This window comes from Sulfurimonas sp. NW15 (assembly GCF_051132285.1).
Lineage (GTDB): Bacteria > Campylobacterota > Campylobacteria > Campylobacterales > Sulfurimonadaceae > Sulfurimonas > Sulfurimonas hydrogeniphila.
In genome coordinates this window covers 1,928,731-1,952,548 of the sequence record NZ_CP093237.1, presented here as the reverse complement: position 1 = coordinate 1,952,548, position 23,818 = coordinate 1,928,731, and the positions used below count along the sequence as shown (strand labels likewise).

Here is a 23,818-nt window from a genome sequence, read left to right as displayed (position 1 = left end):
AAAAGTTGTTGCATATAGCAACGATTGGTAAAACTGTCGGCATTCATGGAGATATGAAATTGCATCTTAAGTGTGATTTTCCTGAACAGTTTGTTAAGGGAGCCACTTTTTTAATCAATAAAAGTGAGCGCATTACTTTAAGTGATGTTGATTTGAATCGTGGATTGGTTCGCATTAACAGCATTGCAAATCCTGAAGATGCCAAAAAGTTTACAAATGCAAAACTTTTTACCACCTACGAAGAGACAAGAAAAAACTGCCATTTGGAAGAGGGTGAGTATTTCTGGTTTGATTTAGAAGATTGTGAAGTCTATGAAGATGGCAAATGTCTTGGCAGAGTAAAAGAGATAGAGAGATTCAATACTACCAATTATTTAAGTATTGTTACGGATGCAAGTTTAGTCGAAAGCGGTTTGGCCAAGAGCTTTTTGGTTCCTTTTATTGAACCGTTTAAAGTGGAAGTTGACATTGAGAACAAACGCATCACACTCAGTGGTGCTGTTGATATCCTGGAAGCTTCTTGAATGCGCTTTACTTTTGTTACTCTTTTTTCTGCTCTGATTGAAGGCTATTTTAAAGATTCGATTTTGAAACGGGCCATTGAGAAGGATATCATAAAGATAGACTATTTGAATCCTCGGGATTACTCAAAGAACAAACACTCTAAAGTTGATGATACGGCAGTAGGCGGCGGTGCGGGAATGGTAATGAATCCACAGCCGCTTTTTGATGCACTGGATGATTTGAAAAATAAAGATGAAAATGTTCATATCATTTTTTTGACTCCGGTTGCCAAACCTTTTGTACAGAATGATGCAAAGCGTTTGGCAAAGAAAACCCATATAGCTTTTGTGAGTGGAAGATATGAGGGAATAGATGAAAGAGTTATTGAAAAATATGCGGATGAAGTATTTTCAATCGGTGACTATATTCTGACCGGAGGCGAACTGGCCTCACTGGTACTTTGTGATGCCATAAGCAGAAACAAAGAAGGTGTTCTCGGAAATGCCCAGTCTTTGGAGATTGAGAGCTTTGAAACGCCGCTTTTGGAAGCACCGTCATTTTCAAAACCACAAAACTATGAAGGTTTAAGTGTTCCATCAGAATACTTAAAGGGAAATCATAGTAAAATTCGCTCACTAAAATTAGCCTTGTCTGAAGCAAAGACCAAATTCTTTAGACCAGAACAGCTATTAAAGCACAAATCGGAAGAACGATTACGCTAAATCGCACCAGTGCGATGGGCTTTTCGCCGAGAAAAACAAAGTGTTAACGTAGAGAAAGGAATTATTTCCATTCTCGTTATAAATCAAATGGAGGGTTTCCTTCATTTATGAAATAAATTAAGGATCTAGTCTTATGAGAAATAAGTATATTGAAAACTTTGAAAAAGCACAAACTGCTGAGAAAAATATTCCAGATTTTCGTGCCGGGGATACTGTAAATTTAGCAGTAACAATTAAAGAAGGTGACAAAACTCGTGTACAAAACTACGAGGGTGTTTGTATAGCTAAGCGTGGTCAGGGAACAGGGCAAACTATTACAGTACGTAAAATCGGTGCTAACGGTGTTGGTATTGAGAGAATTTTCCCAGTTTATTCTGACTCAATCAATGAAATTAAAGTGATTCGTCGCGGTCGTGTTCGTCGTGCGAAACTTTTTTATCTTCGTGCACTTGCCGGTAAAAAAGCCCGTATTAAAGAACTTAGAAGAAAATAATTCTTCTAGGCTCTTGCCTTCTTCATATTTTATAACATTCCCACATTACACATATTTTTTAAACTCCGTAAAAATTAATCTAACTTTTTAGCATAAATAAGAAATTCATAGTATAATCAATAAAAATAGACATTATTTGGATAACAATGAACTACATAGCAGACTTAAAAAAGGTCGTAGAAATAAATTCCTATACAAAAAACACAGAAGGTGTGAACCTTGTCGGTGAAATTTTTGATGAATGGTTTGGGGCATTGGGTTTTGAAACTGTCATTTACAAACGCAACAATGTCGGTGATCATCGTTATTACAAGTCTTTACATGTAAAGAATTCTCCAAAATTACTTTTGCTCGGACATATTGACACGGTTTTTCCTCCCGGAAAATTTGAATATTTTACAGAAGATGACACCTGGGTATACGGGCCGGGTGTATGTGATATGAAAGGCGGCAATATTGTACTGCTTGAAGCACTGCGCCAGCTTACATGTAAAGGCGTGAAAATTCAAAATATTGATATTCTTTTGGTCAGTGATGAAGAGACTGGGAGTGATGATTCCAAATATCTGACTGCTGAACTTGCCAAAGAGTATGCGTATTGTTTTGTGTATGAAGCGGCGGGTGCGCATTTGGAACTTGTAACCGGACGAAAAGGTGTAGGAACTTTCTTTGTTGACATAGAGGGCAAAGCAGCCCATGCAGGCAATCATTACAGTGAGGGCTGTGATGCAAATTTAGAACTTGCATACAAGCTGCAAAAACTTGTGCAGTTGACAGACCTGGACAAAGGTACAACCGTTAATGTCGGAAAAATTATGGGGGGAATAGGGGCAAACACTGTCTCTCCGCAGGCACAATTGGTTTTTGAATTGAGATACAAATATTCTGCTGAGAAAGAGAGAGTGTTGAAAGCCATAGAAAAGATTGTGCAAACCTCTGTTGTTGATGGCGTAAAAGCAACATTAAGCGGTGGTATACAAAGAGATGTGATGCAGACAACAGAGGATTCAATCGCTCTACTTAAAAAAATAGAAAAGATTACACAACAGCAGATATCCGCAGAAGAAAGAGGCGGTGTGAGTGATGCAAATATTGTCAGCGCATGTGGTGTTGTGACACTTGATGGTTTCGGACCGTTTGGTGACGGAGATCATACAGTAAAAGAGCGGGCGAGCAAGGAGAGTTTTGTCCGTCGCATAGAGATGAGCAGAAAGCTCTTTGGGTATTTTATAAAAAATTTAAAATTTTAGGGGATGTCAATGAAAAAAAGAAAAATCGGCATGTGGTTATACAAGAATGGCGGCGGAGATAAAATAGCAAAAAAAATAATTAAAAAACTCAAAGAAAGAAACATTGAAGTATTAAACGATATTAATTTGCGTCATGCGATTGCAAAAAATGCGCATATACTCTATCACGGAAAAGAGTATCATGGAGAAAAACTTGATACACTGGATCTGTTTTTTTCCTATAATGCAGGGGAACAGACACAGTATCAAATGTACCTGTATCAGGCATTAAACCGAATTATTCCGATGATTAACTCTTATGAGTCTTTTGCTTTGACAGAAGATAAGTTTCAGACCTCGTTTGTTCTGAGAAACAGCGGTGTGAAAACAGCTGATTATAAGCTGTGTCATCGGGATGATGGGCATGAACTTAAAAAAATCATTAAAAAATGGGACAAAATGGTCTACAAGCCTACTGATGGCTGGGGTGGTGTGGGACTTACCAAAATCGAGAATGAAGCAAGCCTGGATATGCTTATGCCTTTTTTAAATCAGATGGATCTGCGCTATTTTTATGTAGAAAAATTTATTGATTATGACAATACGGATTTCAGAGTTGATATTGTTGACGGAGAATTTGTTTCGTGTTACGGAAGAAAAGCCAGCGGAACTGACTGGCGTACAAATGTGACAAGCGGCGGCAGTGTTTTTGTACGTGAAGCAAATGACGAAGTTGTCAGTATTGCAAAAAAAGCATGCAAAGCAACAGGTGTGGATATTGGTGGCGTAGATATTATTTATGACAGAGAAAAAGAAGAGTATATTGTTTTGGAAGTAAACGGTATTCCCGCTTTTGCTACTCCTGAACAGGAAAAAATGGGATTAAACTTTAATGACAAAAAAATTGATTTAATTGTGGATTTAATTGACAGAAAAACGAAGTAAGAGTATCATTTCAAAAAAATGAAGGCAATGGCTTGAGACAACAATATAGTTCATATGATGAATGTATAAATTTTTTTAATTCTGCTCAAAAGAGACATCCAAATCTTGTTAAAGTAGAAACAATAGGACAAACATGGGAAAGCAGAGATATCATTGCTGTCTCAATTACTAAAAATGTAGAGGCACATCTGAAAAAACCTGCACTTTTTTACACAGGTACAATTCATGCAAGAGAATGGATTGGAATAGAACTTTCTCTTGCTTTTGCAAAATATATTTTAGAACATATTGATTATGAACCACAACTTAACAAAATATTGGACAATACAACACTCTATATGGTCCCCTGTGCAAATCCGGATGGTTTCGAATACTCAAGAAACCATTTTTCTTTTTGGAGAAAAAATCGGAGAAAAAATCCTGACGGAAGTTATGGTGTTGATTTAAACAGAAATTTCAGTGTAGGTTTTACCCCGAACAAAAATTATACTTCGAATGTCTACTCTGGTCCGAAACCGTTCAGTGAACCGGAAACCGCAGCCATTAGAGATTTTATACTCGAACGCAAAAATATTACAATTGCTTTGGACTACCATTCTCAGGGCAATGTATTTTTTCCTGCACACAATTTTATTCATGAAGATGCGGAGGATGCTGTTGACTTGAATCTTCTGGCGGGAAATATGGCAGAAGAAATAAGAAAAGAGTCTTCTCGTGAATACGGCATTCATATGGGAAAACCGCCTGTGCATCTCATTTCAGGAAGCGGACGCGAGTTTTACTATTCTCAGGGAATCCTTTCGCTAGTAGCAGAAGTCGGAACGAGAAACATCAGTGACTATATTGAGAATATGAGTGAGAATATCCAGGAAAATATTCCAGCTTTGATTATGGCTCTCTCCGAAGTAAACAATTACAAAAAAGAAAACAATTTACAACGTGTTGAAAATTTTGTGGCAACAGGCATTGGGGCAAAAGAGGTAGAACTTAGCTGGGAGTATATAGAAGACGAAACAATTTATTTTGAAATTTATCGTTCAACAAAACTCAAAGGGTTTGCGCAGGCCTCCAATCGAATTGCCATGACAAAAATGAAAAGTTTTACAGATTCCAATTTAAAGAGTTCGACAAATTATTATTATTATATTCGTGCGGTCTGCAAGGACAAGTCAATTAAATCACCTTATGCTCAGCTTGTTGCGGTAAGAACAAAACCGGCTGAAAATATGTTTTCCAAAATTTTATATCCCATTGCAAGCAAAATAGGATATGTCGGAGAAAAGACACAAAAGAACAAAGATCATTTTGGGAACAATTCTCTGTTTGTCGGAATTTCAGAACAAAAAGGGGAGTGTTACGGAGTGTGTGGATTTTCCTTAATGACAATTCCGGAAAATGCGATTATTACAGCAGCAAAAATTTCATTTTATCCGATGAACCGGGTTGCTGTACAGGTTGAGCGCTATGGTCAGTGGCGGGTTGGACAGATGGATGAGCGTACAATAGACAAAATAGACAGTTTTGATGATATAAAAAATGCAAAAATGCTTTCTTATATAGATCGACCAACCTCTTCACATCAATTGGCTCAGGGTATATGGAGAGAATATCAATTTGCAGAACAGGAAATAAAAGTTCTTGAAAAAGCTTTAAAAAGACGAGAAGCATATTTTAGAATGCAAGGACCGACCTCTTTGCCGCTTGACAGGTCTTCTCAGTTGATGCAGTGGGATATCGGATATGGAAAATTCAGTGGAGGATTAACCTACAGACCAAAGCTTGATATTTCGTATACCATACATGAAGCAAAACTGGATATTCAATCTTCTTATGAGTTTACAGTCAATCATGACAATATAAAAGATAATGCGCTTAAATCCGGATATGACGCAAGTGGCAACCTGAAATATGCATGCATTGAATTTGATTTATTGAATTTACCGGATATGGAAAATACCGTAGTATCTGATGCGTATATAGATTTACAGGCATATCAGGTGAATGCAAAAGAGAATAATTTACGTTTTCATATAGAACTGGTGGAACCGATTACAGGTGAAATTACCTATGAGAAGATAAAAAACCGAAACATTATTGAGAGAATCGGATATGACGTAAGTATTACAGAGATCAAGAGATCTTCAAAACAGAGATTTGTTTTTGATACATATGCAATTCAGGAAATGCTTGAGTTGGCAAAAGAAAAGAAGAAAGCCTTTTTTGTAATTTCCGCTTCATCAGAAACTGAGATGTCCAAAAATGCTGATGTAAACTGGATAGACAATAAAAAAATAGATAAACCGGTTTTAACTCTGGATTACATCCGTAAAAGGAAAAATCCGCCAAAACAGGTAGAGAACTTACGGGCAAGTATGGAAAACGGAATAATAAAACTGCAGTGGGAAAGTCCTGAAGACGATGGCTACAGAGGTGTGATTGTTGTAAAAAACAGATTCAAGGTTCCATGCTCTCCTTATGATGGACAAAAACTCTATGGCGGCAGTGATAATTATACGTATGATAATTTTGGTGATTTGAATGTTCATAAATATTATGCAGTATTTTCATATGATGATGTTCCAAATTTTTCTGAACCTGTATATATTGAAGTAAACAGTTAGAAGTTTGTTTGAGTCAAACTTCTATAAAAAGTAACAAATAAAAAACTTCAAAAACTTTTTAAAAAACCCACCAAACATTAAGCAGTCTCTAAGCAATACTCCCCTATAATTCCCATCCACAAACAGAGAGACCTGATTTAAAAGGCCTGAAGAGACTTCGAGTAGAAGCTTTTAAAAATGTTTGAGATCATTGAAAACTAAGCAAGTAAGAGACTTTTTAGCTTTAGAGTTAAAGAGATAAATTACTTAGAAATAACTAATAAACAACAACCGTCTATTCTATTTTGAAATCCATACAGGCTTGCCTGTATGGTTCCCTTAATAGTAATAGATAACTATTATTCTGTGCTTGAAATGGCACAGAACATACAACAGTCTAGTAATAGAACCTTAAGCAGTTTTATTAAGACTTAAAATAACAAAGCCAATGATTTAATAATCTTGGGCAAAAGATCAGTAATAAGTTTACTTATCTTTCTGTAATAACAATTATGGAGAGTTTGATCCTGGCTCAGAATGAACGCTGGCGGCGTGCTTAACACATGCAAGTCGAACGGTAACAGATGGTAGCTTGCTACTATGCTGACGAGTGGCGCACGGGTGAGTAATATATAGATAATGTGCCCCTTGGACCGGGATAGCCATTGGAAACGATGATTAATACCGGATACTCCTTCTTATCACAAGATAAGTCGGGAAATGGATTCCGCCAAGGGATCGGTCTATATCCCATCAGCTAGTTGGTAGTGTAAGAGACTACCAAGGCTATGACGGGTAGCGGGTTTGAGAGGATGATCCGCCACACTGGTACTGAGACACGGACCAGACTCCTACGGGAGGCAGCAGTGAGGAATATTGCACAATGGGGGAAACCCTGATGCAGCAACGCCGCGTGGAGGATGACGCATTTCGGTGTGTAAACTCCTTTTATATGTCAAGAAAATGACGGTAGCATATGAATAAGCACCGGCTAACTCCGTGCCAGCAGCCGCGGTAATACGGAGGGTGCAAGCGTTATTCGGAATCACTGGGCGTAAAGGACGCGTAGGCGGGTTGGCAAGTCAGATGTGAAATCCTACAGCTTAACTGTAGAACTGCATTTGAAACTGCCGACCTAGAGTATGGGAGGGGGAGATGGAATTAGTGGTGTAGGGGTAAAATCCGTAGATATCACTAGGAATACCGAAAGCGAAGGCGATCTCCTGGAACATAACTGACGCTAAGGCGTGAAAGCGTGGGGAGCAAACAGGATTAGATACCCTGGTAGTCCACGCCCTAAACGATGTTCACTAGTCGTCGCTCTGCTAGTCAGGGCGGTGATGCACTTAACAGATTAAGTGAACCGCCTGGGGAGTACGGTCGCAAGATTAAAACTCAAAGGAATAGACGGGGACCCGCACAAGTGGTGGAGCATGTGGTTTAATTCGAAGATACGCGAAGAACCTTACCTAGCCTTGACATTGAGAGAACCTGCCAGAGATGGCGGGGTGCCCTTTTGGGAGCTTGAAAACAGGTGCTGCACGGCTGTCGTCAGCTCGTGTCGTGAGATGTTGGGTTAAGTCCCGCAACGAGCGCAACCCTCGTCCTTAGTTGCTAGCAGGTTAAGCTGAGCACTCTAAGGAGACTGCCTTCGTAAGGAGGAGGAAGGTGAGGACGACGTCAAGTCATCATGGCCCTTATGGCTAGGGCTACACACGTGCTACAATGGGGCGTACAGAGTGTTGCGATACCGCGAGGTGGAGCTAATCACTTAAAGCGTCTCTCAGTTCGGATTGGAGTCTGCAACTCGACTCCATGAAGCTGGAATCACTAGTAATCGTAGATCAGCAATGCTACGGTGAATACGTTCCCGGGTCTTGTACTCACCGCCCGTCACACCATGGGAGTTGATTTCACCCGAAATCGGGAAGCCAACCTTCGGGGGGCTACCGCTTACGGTGGAATTAGCGACTGGGGTGAAGTCGTAACAAGGTAACCGTAGGAGAACCTGCGGTTGGATCACCTCCTTTCTAGAGTAAAGAGCACTCATTCGATTGAGTGGCTCAACACAAGAAAATCTCACACGAGAAATAGTTTATTGGTTGTTTCAAAAGTTACTTACTTGCTTAGTTTTCAGTGATCTGTGTTCATTTGAATTACGATTATAAAATGGGGAATTAGCTCAGCTGGGAGAGCGCCTGCCTTGCACGCAGGAGGTCAGCGGTTCGATCCCGCTATTCTCCACCATTTTTGAGAATTTGCACTTGAAAAATCTACTTACGTACAAAAGTACGCTACGCAGATTTTTCAAGCACAACTTCTTCAAAAATCAAACAAGTTTTAAATTAAATATAAGTTCTTAAAGTCATAAGAATTTATATTTGGTTTAAAAACCAAACGATCATTAAATTACAATTGTTAAAGTCAACAACTTTAATTATAGAGATATAATTAAAAACTAAATAACTACAATAACAGATCATTCATCTTGTTTAATGTATTCATACATTAAATAAGGTAGTGAACGCAACATAGAATAAAAAGATATTAAGGGCCATAGGTGGATGCCTTGGCTAGTAGAGGCGATGAAAGACGTACTAGGCTGCGAAAAGTCTCGGGGAGCTGCCAAGAAGCTTTGATCCGGGAATTTCTGAATGGGGCGACCCAGCACGGAGCGATTCGTGTTACCACCTTCGGGTGGGGCGAACCTAGGGAAGTGAAACATCTCAGTACCTAGAGGAAGAGAAATCAAACGAGATTCCGAGAGTAGCGGCGAGCGAAATTGGAATAGGGCGCATACATTTAGCATATTTGTTAGCAGAACATTCTGGAAAGGATGAGCATAGAGGGTGATACTCCCGTAAGCGAAAACATTTATGTGGAACTAAGGTATGGAACGAGTAGGTCGGGACACGTGTTATCTTGACTGAATATGGGGGGACCACCCTCCAACCCTAAATACTACTACTAGACCGATAGCGAACAAGTACCGTGAGGGAAAGGTGAAAAGGACCGCGGTGAGCGGAGTGAAATAGAACCTGAAACCTATGGCTTACAATCATTCGGAGCACTATTAAATAAGTGTGACGGACTGCCTTTTGCATAATGAGCCTGCGAGTTGTGGTATCTGGCAAGGTTAATCGAACGAGAAGCCGTAGCGAAAGCGAGTCTTAATAGGGCGACATAGTCAGATGCTGCAGACCCGAAACTGAGTGATCTATCCATGAGCAGGTTGAAGCTGGTGTAAGAGCCAGTGGAGGACCGAACCCGTAGAAGTTGAAAATTCTTGGGATGACTTGTGGATAGGGGTGAAAGGCCAATCAAACTCAGTGATAGCTGGTTCTCTCCGAAATATATTTAGGTATAGCCTCGAGCATTAGCGTATAGGGGTAGAGCACTGACAGGGCTAGGGCTGCTTACCGCGGTACCAAACCCTATCAAACTCCGAATACTATACGTGTAACCTCGGGAGTCAGGCGTAGGGTGATAAAATCCTATGTCGAGAGGGGAACAACCCAGACTAACAGCTAAGGTCCCAAAGTTTTATCTAAGTGGAAAAGGATGTGGAGTTGCTGTGACAACCAGGAGGTTGGCTTAGAAGCAGCCATCCTTTAAAGAAAGCGTAACAGCTCACTGGTCTAGCGATTCTGCGCCGAAAATATAACGGGGCTAAGATAAACACCGAAGCTTTAGATTTACAGTTTACTGTAAGTGGTAGGAGAGCGTTCCATTCAGCGCTGAAGGTATACCGGTAAGGAGTACTGGAGCGGATGGAAGTGAGCATGCAGGCATGAGTAGCGAGAAAAGAAGTGAGAATCTTCTTCGCCGTAAACCCAAGGTTTCCTACGCGATGCTCGTCATCGTAGGGTTAGTCGGGACCTAAGTCGAGTCCGAAAGGGGTAGACGATGGCAAATCGGTTAATATTCCGATACCGACATTACATCGTTTGAGTGATGGGGGGACGCATAGAGTTAAAGGGGGTCACTGATGGAATAGTGGCTCGAAGGACGTAGGTCGTAGCGTAGGCAAATCCGCGCTACATGAGACCGAGATCTGACAGGCTGGTCAATCTTTTCGGAGAGCGACCAGAACCCTTGATACTGTCGTGCCGAGAAAAGCCTCTAAACGAGATGTAATGTTGCCCGTACCGTAAACCGACACAGGTGGGTGAGATGAGTATTCTAAGGCGCGTGGATGAACCCTTGTTAAGGAACTCTGCAAACTAGCACCGTATCTTCGGTATAAGGTGTGCCCTAAGTGTTATGGGATTTACTCCCAGAAGCACTGACGGGTCGCAGCAAAGAGTCCCTCCCGACTGTTTACCAAAAACACAGCACTCTGCTAACACGTAAGTGGATGTATAGGGTGTGACGCCTGCCCGGTGCTCGAAGGTTAAAAGGATTGCTTAGCTTCGGCGAAGGCATGAATTGAAGCCCGAGTAAACGGCGGCCGTAACTATAACGGTCCTAAGGTAGCGAAATTCCTTGTCGGTTAAATACCGACCTGCATGAATGGCGTAACGAGATGGGAGCTGTCTCAACAAGGGATCCAGTGAAATTGTAGTGGAGGTGAAAATTCCTCCTACCCGCGGAAAGACGGAAAGACCCCGTGCACCTTTACTATAGCTTGACACTGCTATTGGGATATTCATGTGCAGGATAGGTGGGAGCCGTTGAATCCAGGACGCCAGTTCTGGAGGAGGCATCCTTGAGATACCACCCTTGAATATTCTGATAGCTAACTCCGTACGATTATCTCGTGCGAGGACAATGTCTGGTGGGTAGTTTGACTGGGGCGGTCGCCTCCTAAAAAGTAACGGAGGCTTACAAAGTTCGGCTCAGAAGGGTTGGAAATCCTTCGTAGAGTATAATGGCATAAGCCGGACTGACTGTGAGACATACAAGTCGAGCAGAGTCGAAAGACGGTCATAGTGATCCGGTGGTTCTGTGTGGAAGGGCCATCGCTCAAAGGATAAAAGGTACGCCGGGGATAACAGGCTGATCTCCCCCAAGAGCTCACATCGACGGGGAGGTTTGGCACCTCGATGTCGGCTCATCGCATCCTGGGGCTGGAGCAGGTCCCAAGGGTATGGCTGTTCGCCATTTAAAGCGGTACGCGAGCTGGGTTCAGAACGTCGTGAGACAGTTCGGTCCCTATCTTCCGTGGGCGTAGGAACGTTGAGGAGAGCTGACCCTAGTACGAGAGGACCGGGTTGGACGTGCCACTGGTGCACCAGTTGTCCTGCCAAGGGCATAGCTGGGTAGCTACGCACGGATGAGATAACCGCTGAAAGCATCTAAGCGGGAAGCCAACTCCAAGATGAACGTTCCCTGAAGTACGCTTGAAGACTACAAGCTTGATAGGCTGGATGTGTACGCACAGCAATGTGTTTAGCTGACCAGTACTAATAGTACGTTTGTCTTTTTACCAAGTTCTTAAATGAACACAATTGCTTCACTACCTTATTTAGTGTATATATACTAATAAGAGATATGTTAGTAGTTATTTGGAACCGGTACTTTAGTGCCGGCTGTTGTTGATTTTACCAATTCTAACTTAATGAGCAATCATTAACTCACTCAACTGGTCCTTGTAAGATCAGATATAAGTATATCTGGCACTAAATGCCGATACTCCCGTCGCTAAAGCGTAAGTGGAGTATTTACCGATATCTTTATATCTGATCTTGTCTAGGTGGCTATAGAGAGAGGGAAACGCCTGGCCCCATTCCGAACCCAGAAGCTAAGCCTCTCATCGCTGATAATACTGCAGGTTTCACTTGTGGGAATGTAGGTCGCTGCCTAGTTGATCAGATTTTTATCAACAATCCATTCATTTTTTACAATATCCATATTTACTTTATACAAACGTTCAAGATAATAATCTCTTGAAACTTCTTTTGCTCCTAATGATTTAAGATGTGGTGTCGGTACCTGACAGTCAATAAAATCATATCCCCATACTTTTAAATGTTTTACCAATACCGCATATGCAGCTTTTGACGCATCACTGACTTCTGCAAACATTGATTCTCCACAAAACACTTTTCCTATTGTCAATCCATACAACCCGCCTACCAGTTTGCCATCAAGATAACTTTCAACTGAGTGAGCTATACCCATGCCGTGCAAAACATTGAATGATTCTGCCAGATCTTTATTTATCCATGTACCATTTTGATCTTTTCTTGCAACAGAAGCACATTTATGCACAACTTCTTGAAATCTGCTATCAAATGTATATTCAAATTTTTTCAATTTTTTTTTCAATGAACGTCTTAGTTTAAAGTCATCAAGCTCCATAATAAGACGCGGATTCGTTGACCACCACAGTATAGGGTCTTGCTGTGAGTACCAGGGGAAAATACCATTTTGGTATGCTTTTAATAATCTAGAGGGATTTAAATCTCCTCCCCATGCTACTATACCTTCTTTGTTCGCATCATGGGGATCAGGAAAGGAGAGTGAATAATTGTCAAGCTGCGGCAAATACATTAAGCTTCTTCGTATACATTCTCTAAAGTGTCATTTTGTATTATCACTTCTACTTTTCCGCCATTTTTAAGTTTTCCGAATAAAATTTCATCACTGAGTTTATCGGTAATATTATTTTTAATATACCTTTTAAGCGGTCTGGCTCCCATTTCCGGTGAATAGGTTTTCTCAGCAATAAATTTTATAACTTTATCGGAAACAGTTACAATTATTTTTTTCTTTTTTAACTCTTTATTGAGTTCTGTTATGAATTTTTGTACAATTTTTTCGACTATTCCATGACTCAATTGCCCAAATTCTATAATAGCATCTAATCTATTTCTGAATTCCGGAGTAAAAAATGATTTTAGTTCTTCGTTTTTAGAAATAGATTCATCTTTATTGAATCCCATAACATTTCTGGCCTGAGCTCCAATATTTGATGTCATAATCAGTATAACATTCTGAAAATCGGCTTTGTAGCCATTATTGTCAGTGAGTGTTGCGCTGTCCATTATCTGTAGTAACACATTTATGAGTTCAGGGTGTGCCTTTTCTATTTCATCAAGCAGTAAAACTGTATAAGGATGCTTTTTGATGGCTTCTGTAAGCAGTCCTCCCTGCTCATATCCTACATATCCAGGAGGCGCTCCTACCAAACGGCTGAGAGCATGTTTCTCCATATATTCGCTCATATCAAATTTTTCAAAATTGATCCCTAAAATTTCACTTAATGCAATTGCCAGTTCGGTTTTTCCAACACCTGTCGGTCCTGAAAACAAAAATGAAGCTATGGGTTTGTTCGGAGGTGTTAGTCCTGCTTTTGATATTTTAATAGCTTTTGTCACCATCTCTACAGCTTTTTCCTGACCAATAACTCTTTGTCTGAGTTTATCTTCTAAATGTTGCAAAGATGCCGTTTCATTATTAGATATTTTTGAATTGCTGATACCCACAATGGATGCTATAGTTTTTTGAATATCATTTGCGGTTACTTTTTCTTTTTTTCTTTTTTGAAGATGAAATGATGCTGCTGTTTCATCAATTAAATCTATGGCAATATCTGGTAAAAATTTGTCAGTAATGTAGCGTTTAGAGAGATCTACTGCTGTTTTTAATGCCTTGTTTGTATATTGCACAGAATGGTGTTTTTCATATTTGCCTTGAAGTCCCTTGAGAATGAGATAGCTTGTTTTTTTCGATGGTTCATTAACATCTATTTTGGAAAATCTTCTGCTGAGTGCCTTGTCTTTTTCAAACCCGTTTCTGTATTCTGCAAAAGTTGTAGCTCCCATACATTTTATTTCGCCTGAAGCAAGAGCAGGCTTGAGTTGATTGGCTGCATCCATTGTTCCGCTCGTGCTTCCTGCTCCTATAAGTGTATGGATTTCATCTATAAATAAAATTGCTTTAGGTTCACGTTTGAGTTCGTCCATAACACCTTTGAGGCGTTTTTCAAAGTCTCCTCTGTACTTTGTTCCTGCAAGCAATGCCCCTAAATCAAGCGCATAAAGATTGGAGTCTTTGATTATGTCAGGAACATCATTCGCTGCAATACGCAGAGCCAGTCCTTCTGCTATTGCTGTCTTTCCAACGCCTGGTTCACCTACAAGTACAGGGTTGTTTTTCTTTCTTCTGCAAAGTATCTGTGTGACTCTTTGAATTTCATTATCTCTGCCTATTACAGGGTCAATTTTTCCTTCTTTGGCTTTTTCTATAAGGTTTATTGTGTATTTTCGTAAATTAGACTCTTTTTCTTCTTCATCCTGGTCTGTGTCAGGATGTGAAATTACTTCCAATATATCCAGTTTTGTTATTTGGTATTTATTGAGCAAAGCATAGGCAAATGTATGTTTCTCTTCAAAAAGAGTTGCCAAAAGATCCCCTATATCCGCATTCGTTTGACCGGATGACTGAACATGGCGCACCATCTTATCAATCAAACGGGAAAGCGCTACGCTTTCATAAGGGTCCTGTATTATATCGGCAGGAAGTGTTTCCATATTTTTTTTGATGTATTCGCCAAGTTCTTCTTTCATTTTTGACACATTCCCGCCACATGTTTCTATAATTGATGCGCCCTCATCCGAACTTAACAAAAGGTAAAATATATGCTCAATTGTCAGGTATTCATGGTGGAGCTGTTTTGCAAATATTACAGATTTTTGAAATATATCATTGAGTGATGAGCTTATCATGTTATTCTTCCTCCATTGTGGCTTTTAGGGGAAAGCCGTTGTCTTTCGCTTTGCGACGTACTTGCTTAAGCTTTGTCTCTGCGATTTCATATGTGTAAACACCACACAAACCTCTGTTTTTTTTATGTACTTCAAGCATAATATCCTGCGCTTCTTCATATGTTTTATGAAAAATTTCCATGAGAATATCGACTACAAAATCCATAGGCGTATAATCATCATTGAGTAAAAATACAAAATATTTTTTTGGATATTTCAGTATTGTCTGTTCATCTATTTCTAAGTCTGTTTTTGTTGCCATTTTTTCTACTTTGCTGCTTGAATAAAATCATTTATAATTTCTACCGGGTTTTCAAGTCCGATAGAAATTCTAATAAGACCGTCGGTAATTCCAAGAAATTCTCTGGTTTTTTCGTCAAAATCACTGTATATAGTTGATGCCATATGCAGGGCGAGTGTTCTTGAATCGCCTATGTTTGCAGTAATTGTTGCTATTTTTGTTTTACGTAAAAAGTCGTATGCACGCTCTTTGCTTTGCATATCAATTGTCAAAAGGGTTCCGCATCCATATTGAAAATCTTCTTTATACCGTGCATGGTGAGGATGAGACTGAATACACGGATGGTTTACCGCTATACCATGTTTGGCAAGTTCCAGGGCCACTGTTTCAACACTTTTGACTATTCTTGGAAGTCGGAGTGCCAGTGTTTCGAGTCCGAGTAACGTTTGATAGCTGGCATGTGCATTTGCGCTCATTCCCAAGTCTCGTAAAGCCCGTTTTTTTGCATTAGGTATGAGAGCCGTTTTCCCCGCTCCTTTGATAAACTTTTCAAGGAATGCGTAACGTTCTGTCTTAAATTTGTCAGCATTTTCATGTATGGCGCGAAAAACCACACAACCGCCTAGTGCAGAGGAATTTCCAGAGATGATTTTCGTAGTTGAATAAACCGTGATGTCAGCACCAAGAGCCAAGGGCGAAACACTTAAGGGAGTAATAGTGTTGTCAACGATGAGCGCTACATTTGATTCATTCGCAATTGCAGCGATTCTTTTAATATCAGGAAGCCTCATATTCGGATTACCGACACTTTCTAAAAAAATTATTTTTGTATTTTTGTTTATGGCATTTTCTATGCTGTCAAATTCGTCAACATCAAAAAAGTGAGTTTTTATACCAAATCTGCTGAGAGTTTCATCAAACAGTGCGTATGTCCCGCCAAACAATCCGCCTATGCTAATGATTTCATCTCCTTGAGAAAGCAGGGACATTACGGCAAGAGATGTTGCTCCCATCCCTGAGCTTGTTGCAACAGCTCCAATACCACCATCCATCTCTGCCATGATTGATTCAAGTTTTGCTGTTGTTGGGTTGCCCATTCTTGAATAGAGAGGCTTTTTTACACTGCCATTGAAAATCCCTTCTGCTGTTTCCGGACTTCCATAAGAAAAAGAAGCTGAGGATACTATACTCGGAGAGACCGCTCCTTCTTTACTTCCGATACTTTGTACAAATTTTGTGCAGTAGTCTTCAAATTTATTCATATTTCATGCCTTTTAATTATCTATAAATTATAGCAAATTAGAGATAATATTTATCCTATGTACTTTAATTATGTTAGAATTCTAAAGAAGAAATTTATTAATTAATATTAGGAAACGCAAATGGATAATCAAACAGCTTTGAATAAACTCAGTGAAAAAGTTTCAAGTATTCTTGAAAAATATCATACGCTCATAGATGAAAATGAGAAGATGCGAAATGAAATCGTGACACTCAAAGCAGATTGTGCATTGAAAAATCAGGAAATTGAAAGACTGCATGAAGAAAATGCTCAAAAAGATATAGAAATAGAAGAAATTGTAAATAAAATCGAAAGTATTTTAGGTTAATAATATAATGAGTAAAAAAATTGGACTACATATCGGAGGCCGCAGATTTGATGTTGATGTGGAAGATAAATTTGCCAATTTTTTACAGAAACAGATGATGAAAGATTTTAACATGGAAGGAAACAATGATATTAAAGTTTTACTCCAGGCATATGTACGAAAAAACCATGAATTGTATTTGCAAAATCAAAAAGTAGAAGAAATATTAGTAAAAATTGAAGATTAGACACTGTTTTATAATTATATAAGTTATAAGTGATATAATTTCAGCCTCTCAATCAGAGAATGGTGTGCGCTCGTAGCTCAGCTGGATAGAGCACTGGTTTGCGGTACCAGCGGTCACATGTTCGAATCATGTCGGGCGCACCATACTTAAACTTCCTCACCTATTTAACCAATAAATTTTAATGGTATGTTATTCAGTATAACTCTTCTCAAATAAAAATAACACTTGATGTCAGAATTGGCATAAGAATTTATTAATTGACAAAACTTGTCCATCTAATTTCCTATAATCCTTACACTTCAAAAAAAGGAACAAGAAGATGAAAAAAATAATAATAGGTGCAGTTTTGGCATCAACAATGGCATTGGCAGGTAGTTACACTTTAGCTCCAGATGGTAGTTATGTTAGCGGGGATACTGCAACTTTAGCTCCTGACGGCACATATGCAGGAGGTAATAGTGCAACACTAACCCCAAATGGTTCTTATGTAGGGGGTTCGAGCAGTACTATGACGCCAAATGGTAATTATGTAGGTGGATCAACAAGCACTTTGGCACCTGATGGCTCTTATGTTGGTGGTAACACTGCAACTTTGGCGCCTGACGGTTCTTATGTAGGGCAATGATTTTTAGCATAGCTTTTATTGCTATGCTCATATAAAAGTTCTTTGTATGCAAAAATAAGCTATCGTTGCGGCACCCAATTCTCTTTCACATCACCAAACTCTTCTTCTTTATCAGTATGCAGAAATTTTTTTACCATCTGCTCAATATATCTATCCATTTTTTGGTACTCTTGTGCAAACTCTTCATGTGAAATATACTTGACAAGAGGTTCTTGTTTGTAGCGATGGGTGATTATTTTCATCTGCTGTGCCTCTTGAATATACTCATCATGGCGGCTTATAACTTCAAAGCCTTCTTTTAACAGCTTTTTGTTGGGTAATGTGTCAATTATATATACTGTTTCTGAATATTTTATCTTGATATAACCACGGGAGATAAGCTTGTCTATAGATGCTGGGAGTACATCTAATTCCCTTTTTCCATAATTAAAAGCTTTTAGCTTTGGTAAGTGACATAGATCTTCTCGTATCTCTGTAAGCGAATCACATATAAGCACTTCTAAGTTTTTTAGATTTGCTATCTCTGATGGCAGTTTTTTGATTTTAGTTGCTTGCATATTTAACTCTCGTAGATGTTTTAATTCGCACAGCGATATAGGAAAATTTACAAAAGGGATTCTACACAAACTTACCTCTTCAAGCTCCGGGAATTGTTTGATAAAATCTAATATACAAAGCCTTTTAAAAGACTGTATAACGAGCTTTTTAAGGTTATGCAGCGGTTTTTGCGATATTGGCAAAATCTCAAGGTCTAAGCAATTCTCTAAAACAAGCATTTCCAAACCTGGTATCTCTACAAGACAAAGCGGTAAAGATTTAACATGAGTACAGGCAGCTATAACAAACTCTTTTAAATTGGTTAATTGTCCAATCTCTTCGGGAATCATTTTTAGTTTCAGTGAAATGAGCTTTAAACTCTGCAGCTTTTTCAATCTTGTAATTTCAAGCGGCAGAGCTTCCAATAGATAAACAGTATCTATAGTGAGATCTTTGAGGTTTTGCAGATACTCTATCTCTGGTGCTATAAAGCCGTCTAATTTTTTTGATGCTTCAAAGCTGATCTTTAAAGTTTCAAGTGAGAGCAGTTCCTCTTTACTTTTTCCTATAAGGTCATCTATTTTATACTCGTCTGCCCATGCTAAAAGCTTCTCTGTCCAAGTTTGTTCGTTGTGTGATGTCTCATTCATAAAATTGCTCTTTGTTGTATCTAATGGTATGTGTTGTATTTCCGGGATTTGGCGCTAAAAAGAGTGCCTCTGCAAAAAGTTTTTTAAGAATTTGCCGAATGGAGCGAACACCCAGATCACTTTTTGATGCATACTCGGCTATTGCATGAATAACTTTATCCTCTATCTCAACATAATCTCCATGAAAATTGATTTTGTCAATAAACTCCTGAAGTGGTGATGCGGCACTTTGCGTTAAAATCTTGTAATAATCCTCTTGCGTGAGCGGATAGAGATTTACGATTGTATGCATTCTTCCAAGCAACTCCTTTGGAACATCTTCTTCATAAAGATCTTCAAGGCTAACCCCTTTGCGTTTTTTATTGTTAGGGATATCATTGTTATGTAAAAATCCCATATTTTTGCCTGAACTGCTCTGCTCTTTTTTATCAAGTATCCATTGAAAGGCACCGCCTAAGATAAACTGCATTTTATGTGTAGAAAGTGCAGTGGCTTCACTGCCATTATGCAGGTCCTGTTTAGGAATATTTACTGTGGTACCCTCTATAAATCGTAAAAGCTGATGAGAAACTTCCGAACCGTATTCATCATTGTCCGGATGAAACAGTTTGTCCATCTCATCGAAAAAAACAACACAATGCTCTGCTTTTTTTAAGTCATTTTCTGCTTTTTGCAGTATATCAGCCGCGAGTTTTCCTATATTGTACCCAACTATCCCTTCTGAAACCATGCTTGATGTATCTACATGTATATAGACAGTATCTATGAGTTTGCACGCTTCTTGCACTATAAAAGTTTTTCCTGATCCAGTCGGACCAATCAGCATAACAGGTCCACTTGAATCTGTCCCGTTTGCATCAAGATAGTACATTTTGAGGCTATGGTAGTAGAGTGCTACAGCTATCTCTTTTTTTGCATCATCTTGTGCAATGACAAGCTTGTTAAGATGCTGCAGTATAGATTCCGGAGTGTGTTGTATTACTTGATTTGTTGTTTGAGATGTTCTTATAATGGTAGTTCCTGGATTTTTTTTGGCATACTCTTGTGCAGAGAGCGGATTAGAAAAATAAATTGATTCGCCAACAACTTGAAAACACGCATTGTTCATTCTTTGCCCCTCTGTCATAAATTCTAAAAAGTATAACAACAATAATGGACACATTATGTCTTTTTTGTTGATTTGAAATTTTTAGAATCAATAAAAGAGCTAATACAATAACTATTTACAAATAGCATCCTTTATCGCATCATAGCTCTCAAGTGCAGCATCTCCGCCTCCGCCAACACGGATAACAACTATTTTTCCTTTTGCATTGTTTTATTCCTTTTATTTTTCGATAAGAAAAACGGTAATGCCATACTCTTTGGCAATGAGTTTTAATCGCTTTAAATAACGACGCTCTTTTTCTCTATTGATAATGAATCCTACTGCAGGTTTTTTCCCTGTCATTTTTGCATAGTAAAGTGACTGTCCTATACTCTCTGCCCATTTTTTTGCAAAATCTACCTCTATGGCATACTCAGGTGTTAAACAATCAACCCGTGTTCTGTCTTTGAGGGTGTATTCCATTATACCATCCATCTTCTTACAAAGCTTAGTTTGGTAGTAGCGCTCATGATGCACCTGTGTATCTGCACAGCCAATAAATAACCATGAAAATATGACAACAGCTATAAGCTTCATATTTTCTTCCTAAGTGAGAGTTGTTGGATCTTCTCCTCTAAAGCTTTTTCTCGCTGCTCTTTTTTATACTCTTTCCACTCCGTTTCAATCTCATTGATAAGTTCTCTTTTTATAGCGGCTGTTGCTACTACAACTTTTGGTGCATTCTTTATAGCACAACCGGTTGCACTGAGTGTGAGTTTTGTGAGAGATGCCCCAAAACGAAAGAGACTCTTGGCAACATCCCTTTTCTTTTTCTTCTCATCAACCATGTTTTCCAGGCACTTTGCAAAATCTGAAAAAGTTCCTTCTGCTTTTGAAAGCAACACTTCGCAATCACTTCTGTTTTTCATGACAAATCTCCTATAAACGGGAATGGTTCATCAAGCATCACACAGCATTGGGTCTCTTTTTGAAGCCTTTGTATAAGGTCACTCTCATAAAGAGTTGTTTGTGTCATCTGAAGATAGAGCAGATTTTTTAACTCCAACAACTCGTTAGGAAGCTCTTGTAAAACATGGAGGTTTCTGATATCTAAAATCTCTAATTTTTGAAGATTTTTAATATCTGCAGGAATTTTCTCTATGGGATTGCCTCCTGCAATATGATTTCCGAGTGTCAACTCTTTGAGATTACCCATGCTCCAAACCCACTGCGGAACTTCTTCTATATAGTTTCCAGCCAAATTGATATGTTCTAAAGTTGTGAGGTAGCTCAATGCAGATGGCATTTCTATTAGCAATGAGTAGCTTAAGTCCAACTCTTTGATGGTGTATAAATCTTCAATGCCCCAAGCAATAATCCCTTTTTTTAACCAAAGGTCATATTGATATTTACTGCCGCCTTGAAGGGATCTTTCATAGAGTGCCTGATCAAGATCTTTGAAAAAATCGATTACTATTTCATATGATTTCGTTATCATGTTTTGCCTTTACATATTTTTCCATGATCTGTTCACTCTGCGTGAGTAACTTTTCCTTTGAGAGCAAATGCTCTTTTTTGGAATCGGTTTTTTCTTTTGAGAAAGGTTGTGAAGCCATAGTGAAAATCCGGATAATTTTTAAAACTATCAGCCACAAAAGAGCAAATACAATTACCCATTTAATGAGCAACATAAAATATGCCACACTCTCCTGAGAGACACTTATGAGGTCATTCATAATCAGACTCACAAGGAGCAATACAACGCCATAAAGTATGAGCATGCCGATATGACTTTTTGCTTTTTTGTAAAAGTTCGCCAAATAGAGATATTTTAATATTCGCAACATCTTACACCCCCGCTATCAATGAAATAGCCACAGCAAATGCAGCTCCCACACCAAAACCTTTGAGGGATGTCTGCATATCTTTTACCTGAGCTGCTACAAGTGTCTCTATATCCTCATCACTCACTTCATCAATCTCAATCCCTTTTTCTTGAAGCTTGTTTTCTACTTCCATATAGGCTTTTTCTCGCAGAAGTGTCTCTAAACTCTTTTTCCCTTTGCTATAAAGTTTTTGTGTTTTTTCCAGCATTGCCAACTCCTTTATATACCAGTAACTAGGCTAATCAAAATTCCAATTCCAATCCCAGCACCCACTTTTTTGCTGTCACTTTTTAGAATTTTTATCTCATCGGCTATAAGCTCTTTAAACTCTTCTTCATCTAATAAAGTATAGTCAACTCCCTGCTTTTGAAGTTTTTTGATGATATTTTGGCGAGCAAACTTTTTGATTTCTTTGTCAAAGGTTTGTTTCGTTTGATTAAACATGAGCTTCTCCTTTTGGAACAATGGTGATGAGCGTATTTGCTCTATAGATTGCTTTGTAGTTTTCAAACCCGGGGAGGACAAATGGTTTGGCATAGGATGAAACCACAACATTTTGAAGCAGTTTTTCCAAGTATCTTATAGAAAAATTTACATCTCTGTATGTATAAGTGGATTTTCGCATGACTCTTTCTAAAAACCGTTGTGCTGCGTGTACTGTAACTTTCATCTGCTATCCTTTTTGTTTTGATAATAGCAGTATATGAAATATTATGGTCGTATTATGTCTAGATAGTCATTTTATTTCTAAGAAAATGTTTTTCATATTTGAAGAGTAAAAATATAAAATCAGTATTCAATTTTGAAGTTTTTTCTAGTGTAGATTTTTTTACTTTTTATAACTCTGCTAACAGGGTTAAAACCCCAAGTTATTCTTTTTTTTACTTTTGATATTTTTACTGTAGTTTTCATGAATTATCCCTATAAATATTTTAGAAATGATATGAAATTATTTGGACTTATTTTGTCTTAACATAAAGTTTTTACTTTAATAATAAATATCACTAATCAAATCCAGGTAACTTTCCATCTATAAAGGATTGTTTGTTTTTTATATCACCAATAATTTTTTCTAAATTTTTATTTGTCAAAATCATAGTACTGCTATTCTCTTTTATTAACAGTCTGTTTAGATCAAACATAGGATTGTTGTTGTCAATATTGTCATTATACATAACAGCACATGTAATATTGTACTTTTTTGCATCTCCCATGGCTAATCTAGCGCCACTGTCTAGTTTTTTATTATGTATGTTCCATCGACTTGCTGAATCTTGTGCATAACTTGCAATTAAAATTATAGGGTTCGTTTGACACGCGCTCCAGCTCTTTTAGTTTCAATCCCCTTAAAATCGGGTCAATGTTGTAATTTGATGCCTACATGGCATCCAACCCACGATGGTATCGGTTTCAATCCCCTTAAAATCGGGTCAATGTTGTAATCGCAAGGCTCAAGGCCTTGGGTATGCTAGTAAGAGCGTTTCAATCCCCTTAAAATCGGGTCAATGTTGTAATCGGTAACGACAAACCAGCAGTCAACCCTATATTAGGTTTCAATCCCCTTAAAATCGGGTCAATGTTGTAATTAAACTACTTGCCTCATAAATAGTCATAGCACTATGGTTTCAATCCCCTTAAAATCGGGTCAATGTTGTAATATCTGGGAACTGATCAACATGATCAACCCAGGTGATGTTTCAATCCCCTTAAAATCGGGTCAATGTTGTAATAGTTAGTAGACCAATACATAAC

Annotated in this window: 23 protein-coding genes, 2 tRNA genes, 3 rRNA genes and 1 CRISPR repeat array (1 of these 29 cut by a window edge); of the genes, 14 read left to right on the top strand and 14 right to left on the bottom strand. The window is 38.6% G+C overall.

Annotated features, from left to right (window positions below):
• Positions 1–8 precede the first annotated feature (8 nt).
• The 10 genes from rimM to rrf all read left to right on the top strand — a co-directional run bounded on the left by rimM (position 9) and on the right by rrf (position 12,300).
• Complete coding sequence (gene rimM, locus MLC52_RS10100; RefSeq protein ID WP_230973295.1) at positions 9–524, top strand: ribosome maturation factor RimM; 516 nt, start codon at positions 9–11, stop codon at positions 522–524.
• A complete protein-coding gene (gene trmD / locus MLC52_RS10095; protein ID WP_434580289.1) occupies positions 525–1,226 on the top strand; it encodes a tRNA (guanosine(37)-N1)-methyltransferase TrmD in 702 nt (233 codons plus the stop codon). It begins immediately after the preceding gene.
• A gap of 133 nt (positions 1,227–1,359) precedes the next feature.
• Positions 1,360–1,719: a 50S ribosomal protein L19 gene (rplS, locus tag MLC52_RS10090; protein ID WP_151899616.1), complete on the top strand. Its 360-nt coding sequence runs from the start codon at positions 1,360–1,362 to the stop codon at positions 1,717–1,719.
• Positions 1,720–1,865: 146 nt separating this feature from the next.
• Positions 1,866–2,969, top strand: a complete 1,104-nt coding sequence (locus MLC52_RS10085) for a M20 family metallopeptidase (RefSeq protein WP_434580285.1) — start codon at positions 1,866–1,868, stop codon at positions 2,967–2,969.
• Between the two features lie 9 nt (positions 2,970–2,978).
• Entirely contained in the window at positions 2,979–3,893 is a 915-nt protein-coding gene (locus MLC52_RS10080) for an ATP-grasp domain-containing protein (protein ID WP_151899618.1), read from the top strand.
• Between the two features lie 32 nt (positions 3,894–3,925).
• On the top strand, positions 3,926–6,514 hold the full coding sequence (locus MLC52_RS10075; RefSeq protein ID WP_346389576.1) for a M14 family zinc carboxypeptidase: 2,589 nt from the start codon (positions 3,926–3,928) through the stop codon (positions 6,512–6,514).
• A gap of 488 nt (positions 6,515–7,002) precedes the next feature.
• A 16S ribosomal RNA gene (locus MLC52_RS10070) occupies positions 7,003–8,523 on the top strand.
• Between the two features lie 141 nt (positions 8,524–8,664).
• Positions 8,665–8,740, top strand: a tRNA-Ala gene (locus MLC52_RS10065).
• Between the two features lie 290 nt (positions 8,741–9,030).
• Positions 9,031–11,923, top strand: a 23S ribosomal RNA gene (locus MLC52_RS10060).
• A gap of 261 nt (positions 11,924–12,184) precedes the next feature.
• Positions 12,185–12,300, top strand: a 5S ribosomal RNA gene (gene rrf, locus MLC52_RS10055).
• The 16S, 23S and 5S rRNA genes sit together here with 1 tRNA gene alongside, the layout of an rRNA operon.
• On the opposite strand, the gene aat is transcribed toward rrf, so the two are convergent.
• Genes aat through MLC52_RS10035 form a run of 4 tightly spaced genes read right to left on the bottom strand, consistent with a single transcriptional unit; the run spans position 12,296 to position 16,707 of the window.
• Positions 12,296–12,988 carry a leucyl/phenylalanyl-tRNA--protein transferase gene (gene aat / locus MLC52_RS10050; RefSeq protein WP_434580282.1) on the bottom strand — a complete coding sequence of 231 codons (693 nt, stop codon included), beginning with the start codon at positions 12,986–12,988 and terminating at the stop codon, positions 12,296–12,298. The two genes, rrf and aat, sit on opposite strands and share 5 nt — an antisense overlap.
• Positions 12,988–15,165: an ATP-dependent Clp protease ATP-binding subunit ClpA gene (clpA, locus tag MLC52_RS10045; protein ID WP_434580280.1), complete on the bottom strand. Its 2,178-nt coding sequence runs from the start codon at positions 15,163–15,165 to the stop codon at positions 12,988–12,990. The genes aat and clpA overlap by 1 nt, the downstream gene beginning before the upstream one ends.
• 1 nt (position 15,166) lies before the next feature.
• Positions 15,167–15,466, bottom strand: coding sequence for an ATP-dependent Clp protease adaptor ClpS (locus MLC52_RS10040; protein ID WP_151899622.1), 300 nt, complete (start codon positions 15,464–15,466; stop codon positions 15,167–15,169).
• 5 nt (positions 15,467–15,471) lie between these two features.
• Entirely contained in the window at positions 15,472–16,707 is a 1,236-nt protein-coding gene (locus tag MLC52_RS10035) for an aminotransferase class I/II-fold pyridoxal phosphate-dependent enzyme (RefSeq protein WP_151899623.1), read from the bottom strand.
• Between the two features lie 120 nt (positions 16,708–16,827).
• On the opposite strand from MLC52_RS10035, the gene MLC52_RS10030 reads away from it, so the two are divergent.
• The 4 genes from MLC52_RS10030 (at position 16,828) to MLC52_RS10015 (ending at position 17,906) form a co-directional block, all read left to right on the top strand.
• Positions 16,828–17,055: a hypothetical protein gene (locus MLC52_RS10030; protein ID WP_151899624.1), complete on the top strand. Its 228-nt coding sequence runs from the start codon at positions 16,828–16,830 to the stop codon at positions 17,053–17,055.
• 7 nt (positions 17,056–17,062) lie between these two features.
• A complete protein-coding gene (locus tag MLC52_RS10025; RefSeq protein WP_151899625.1) occupies positions 17,063–17,281 on the top strand; it encodes a hypothetical protein in 219 nt (72 codons plus the stop codon).
• Between the two features lie 66 nt (positions 17,282–17,347).
• Positions 17,348–17,424 (top strand) — tRNA-Arg (locus MLC52_RS10020).
• Positions 17,425–17,600: 176 nt separating this feature from the next.
• Complete coding sequence (locus MLC52_RS10015) at positions 17,601–17,906, top strand: hypothetical protein (protein WP_151899648.1); 306 nt, start codon at positions 17,601–17,603, stop codon at positions 17,904–17,906.
• Positions 17,907–17,965: 59 nt separating this feature from the next.
• On the opposite strand, the gene MLC52_RS10010 is transcribed toward MLC52_RS10015, so the two are convergent.
• The 10 genes from MLC52_RS10010 to MLC52_RS09965 all read right to left on the bottom strand — a co-directional run bounded on the left by MLC52_RS10010 (position 17,966) and on the right by MLC52_RS09965 (position 23,280).
• Positions 17,966–19,093, bottom strand: coding sequence for a leucine-rich repeat domain-containing protein (locus tag MLC52_RS10010; RefSeq protein WP_434580277.1), 1,128 nt, complete (start codon positions 19,091–19,093; stop codon positions 17,966–17,968).
• Positions 19,086–20,201 carry an AAA family ATPase gene (locus MLC52_RS10005; protein WP_434580275.1) on the bottom strand — a complete coding sequence of 372 codons (1,116 nt, stop codon included), beginning with the start codon at positions 20,199–20,201 and terminating at the stop codon, positions 19,086–19,088. Before MLC52_RS10005 ends, MLC52_RS10010 begins: the two co-directional genes overlap by 8 nt.
• A 219-nt stretch (positions 20,202–20,420) precedes the next feature.
• Positions 20,421–20,777 (bottom strand): hypothetical protein, encoded by a 357-nt coding sequence (locus MLC52_RS10000; protein WP_151899651.1) that lies wholly within the window; start codon positions 20,775–20,777, stop codon positions 20,421–20,423.
• The gene (locus MLC52_RS09995; protein ID WP_434580273.1) at positions 20,774–21,109 is read right to left on the bottom strand and encodes a hypothetical protein; all 336 of its coding nucleotides are present in this window, start codon (positions 21,107–21,109) and stop codon (positions 20,774–20,776) included. Before MLC52_RS09995 ends, MLC52_RS10000 begins: the two co-directional genes overlap by 4 nt.
• Positions 21,106–21,678, bottom strand: coding sequence for a leucine-rich repeat domain-containing protein (locus MLC52_RS09990; RefSeq protein ID WP_434580271.1), 573 nt, complete (start codon positions 21,676–21,678; stop codon positions 21,106–21,108). Before MLC52_RS09990 ends, MLC52_RS09995 begins: the two co-directional genes overlap by 4 nt.
• Positions 21,659–22,027, bottom strand: a complete 369-nt coding sequence (locus MLC52_RS09985) for a hypothetical protein (protein ID WP_434580269.1) — start codon at positions 22,025–22,027, stop codon at positions 21,659–21,661. The genes MLC52_RS09990 and MLC52_RS09985 overlap by 20 nt, the downstream gene beginning before the upstream one ends.
• 1 nt (position 22,028) lies before the next feature.
• Complete coding sequence (locus MLC52_RS09980; protein ID WP_151899655.1) at positions 22,029–22,274, bottom strand: hypothetical protein; 246 nt, start codon at positions 22,272–22,274, stop codon at positions 22,029–22,031.
• A gap of 11 nt (positions 22,275–22,285) precedes the next feature.
• Complete coding sequence (locus tag MLC52_RS09975) at positions 22,286–22,510, bottom strand: hypothetical protein (RefSeq protein WP_151899656.1); 225 nt, start codon at positions 22,508–22,510, stop codon at positions 22,286–22,288.
• Complete coding sequence (locus MLC52_RS09970) at positions 22,503–22,736, bottom strand: hypothetical protein (protein WP_346389934.1); 234 nt, start codon at positions 22,734–22,736, stop codon at positions 22,503–22,505. Before MLC52_RS09970 ends, MLC52_RS09975 begins: the two co-directional genes overlap by 8 nt.
• A 334-nt stretch (positions 22,737–23,070) precedes the next feature.
• Entirely contained in the window at positions 23,071–23,280 is a 210-nt protein-coding gene (locus MLC52_RS09965) for a hypothetical protein (protein ID WP_434580266.1), read from the bottom strand.
• A gap of 120 nt (positions 23,281–23,400) precedes the next feature.
• Positions 23,401–23,818: direct repeats of the CRISPR family, unit length 36 nt; unit sequence GTTTCAATCCCCTTAAAATCGGGTCAATGTTGTAAT; it runs 1,471 nt beyond the window's last position.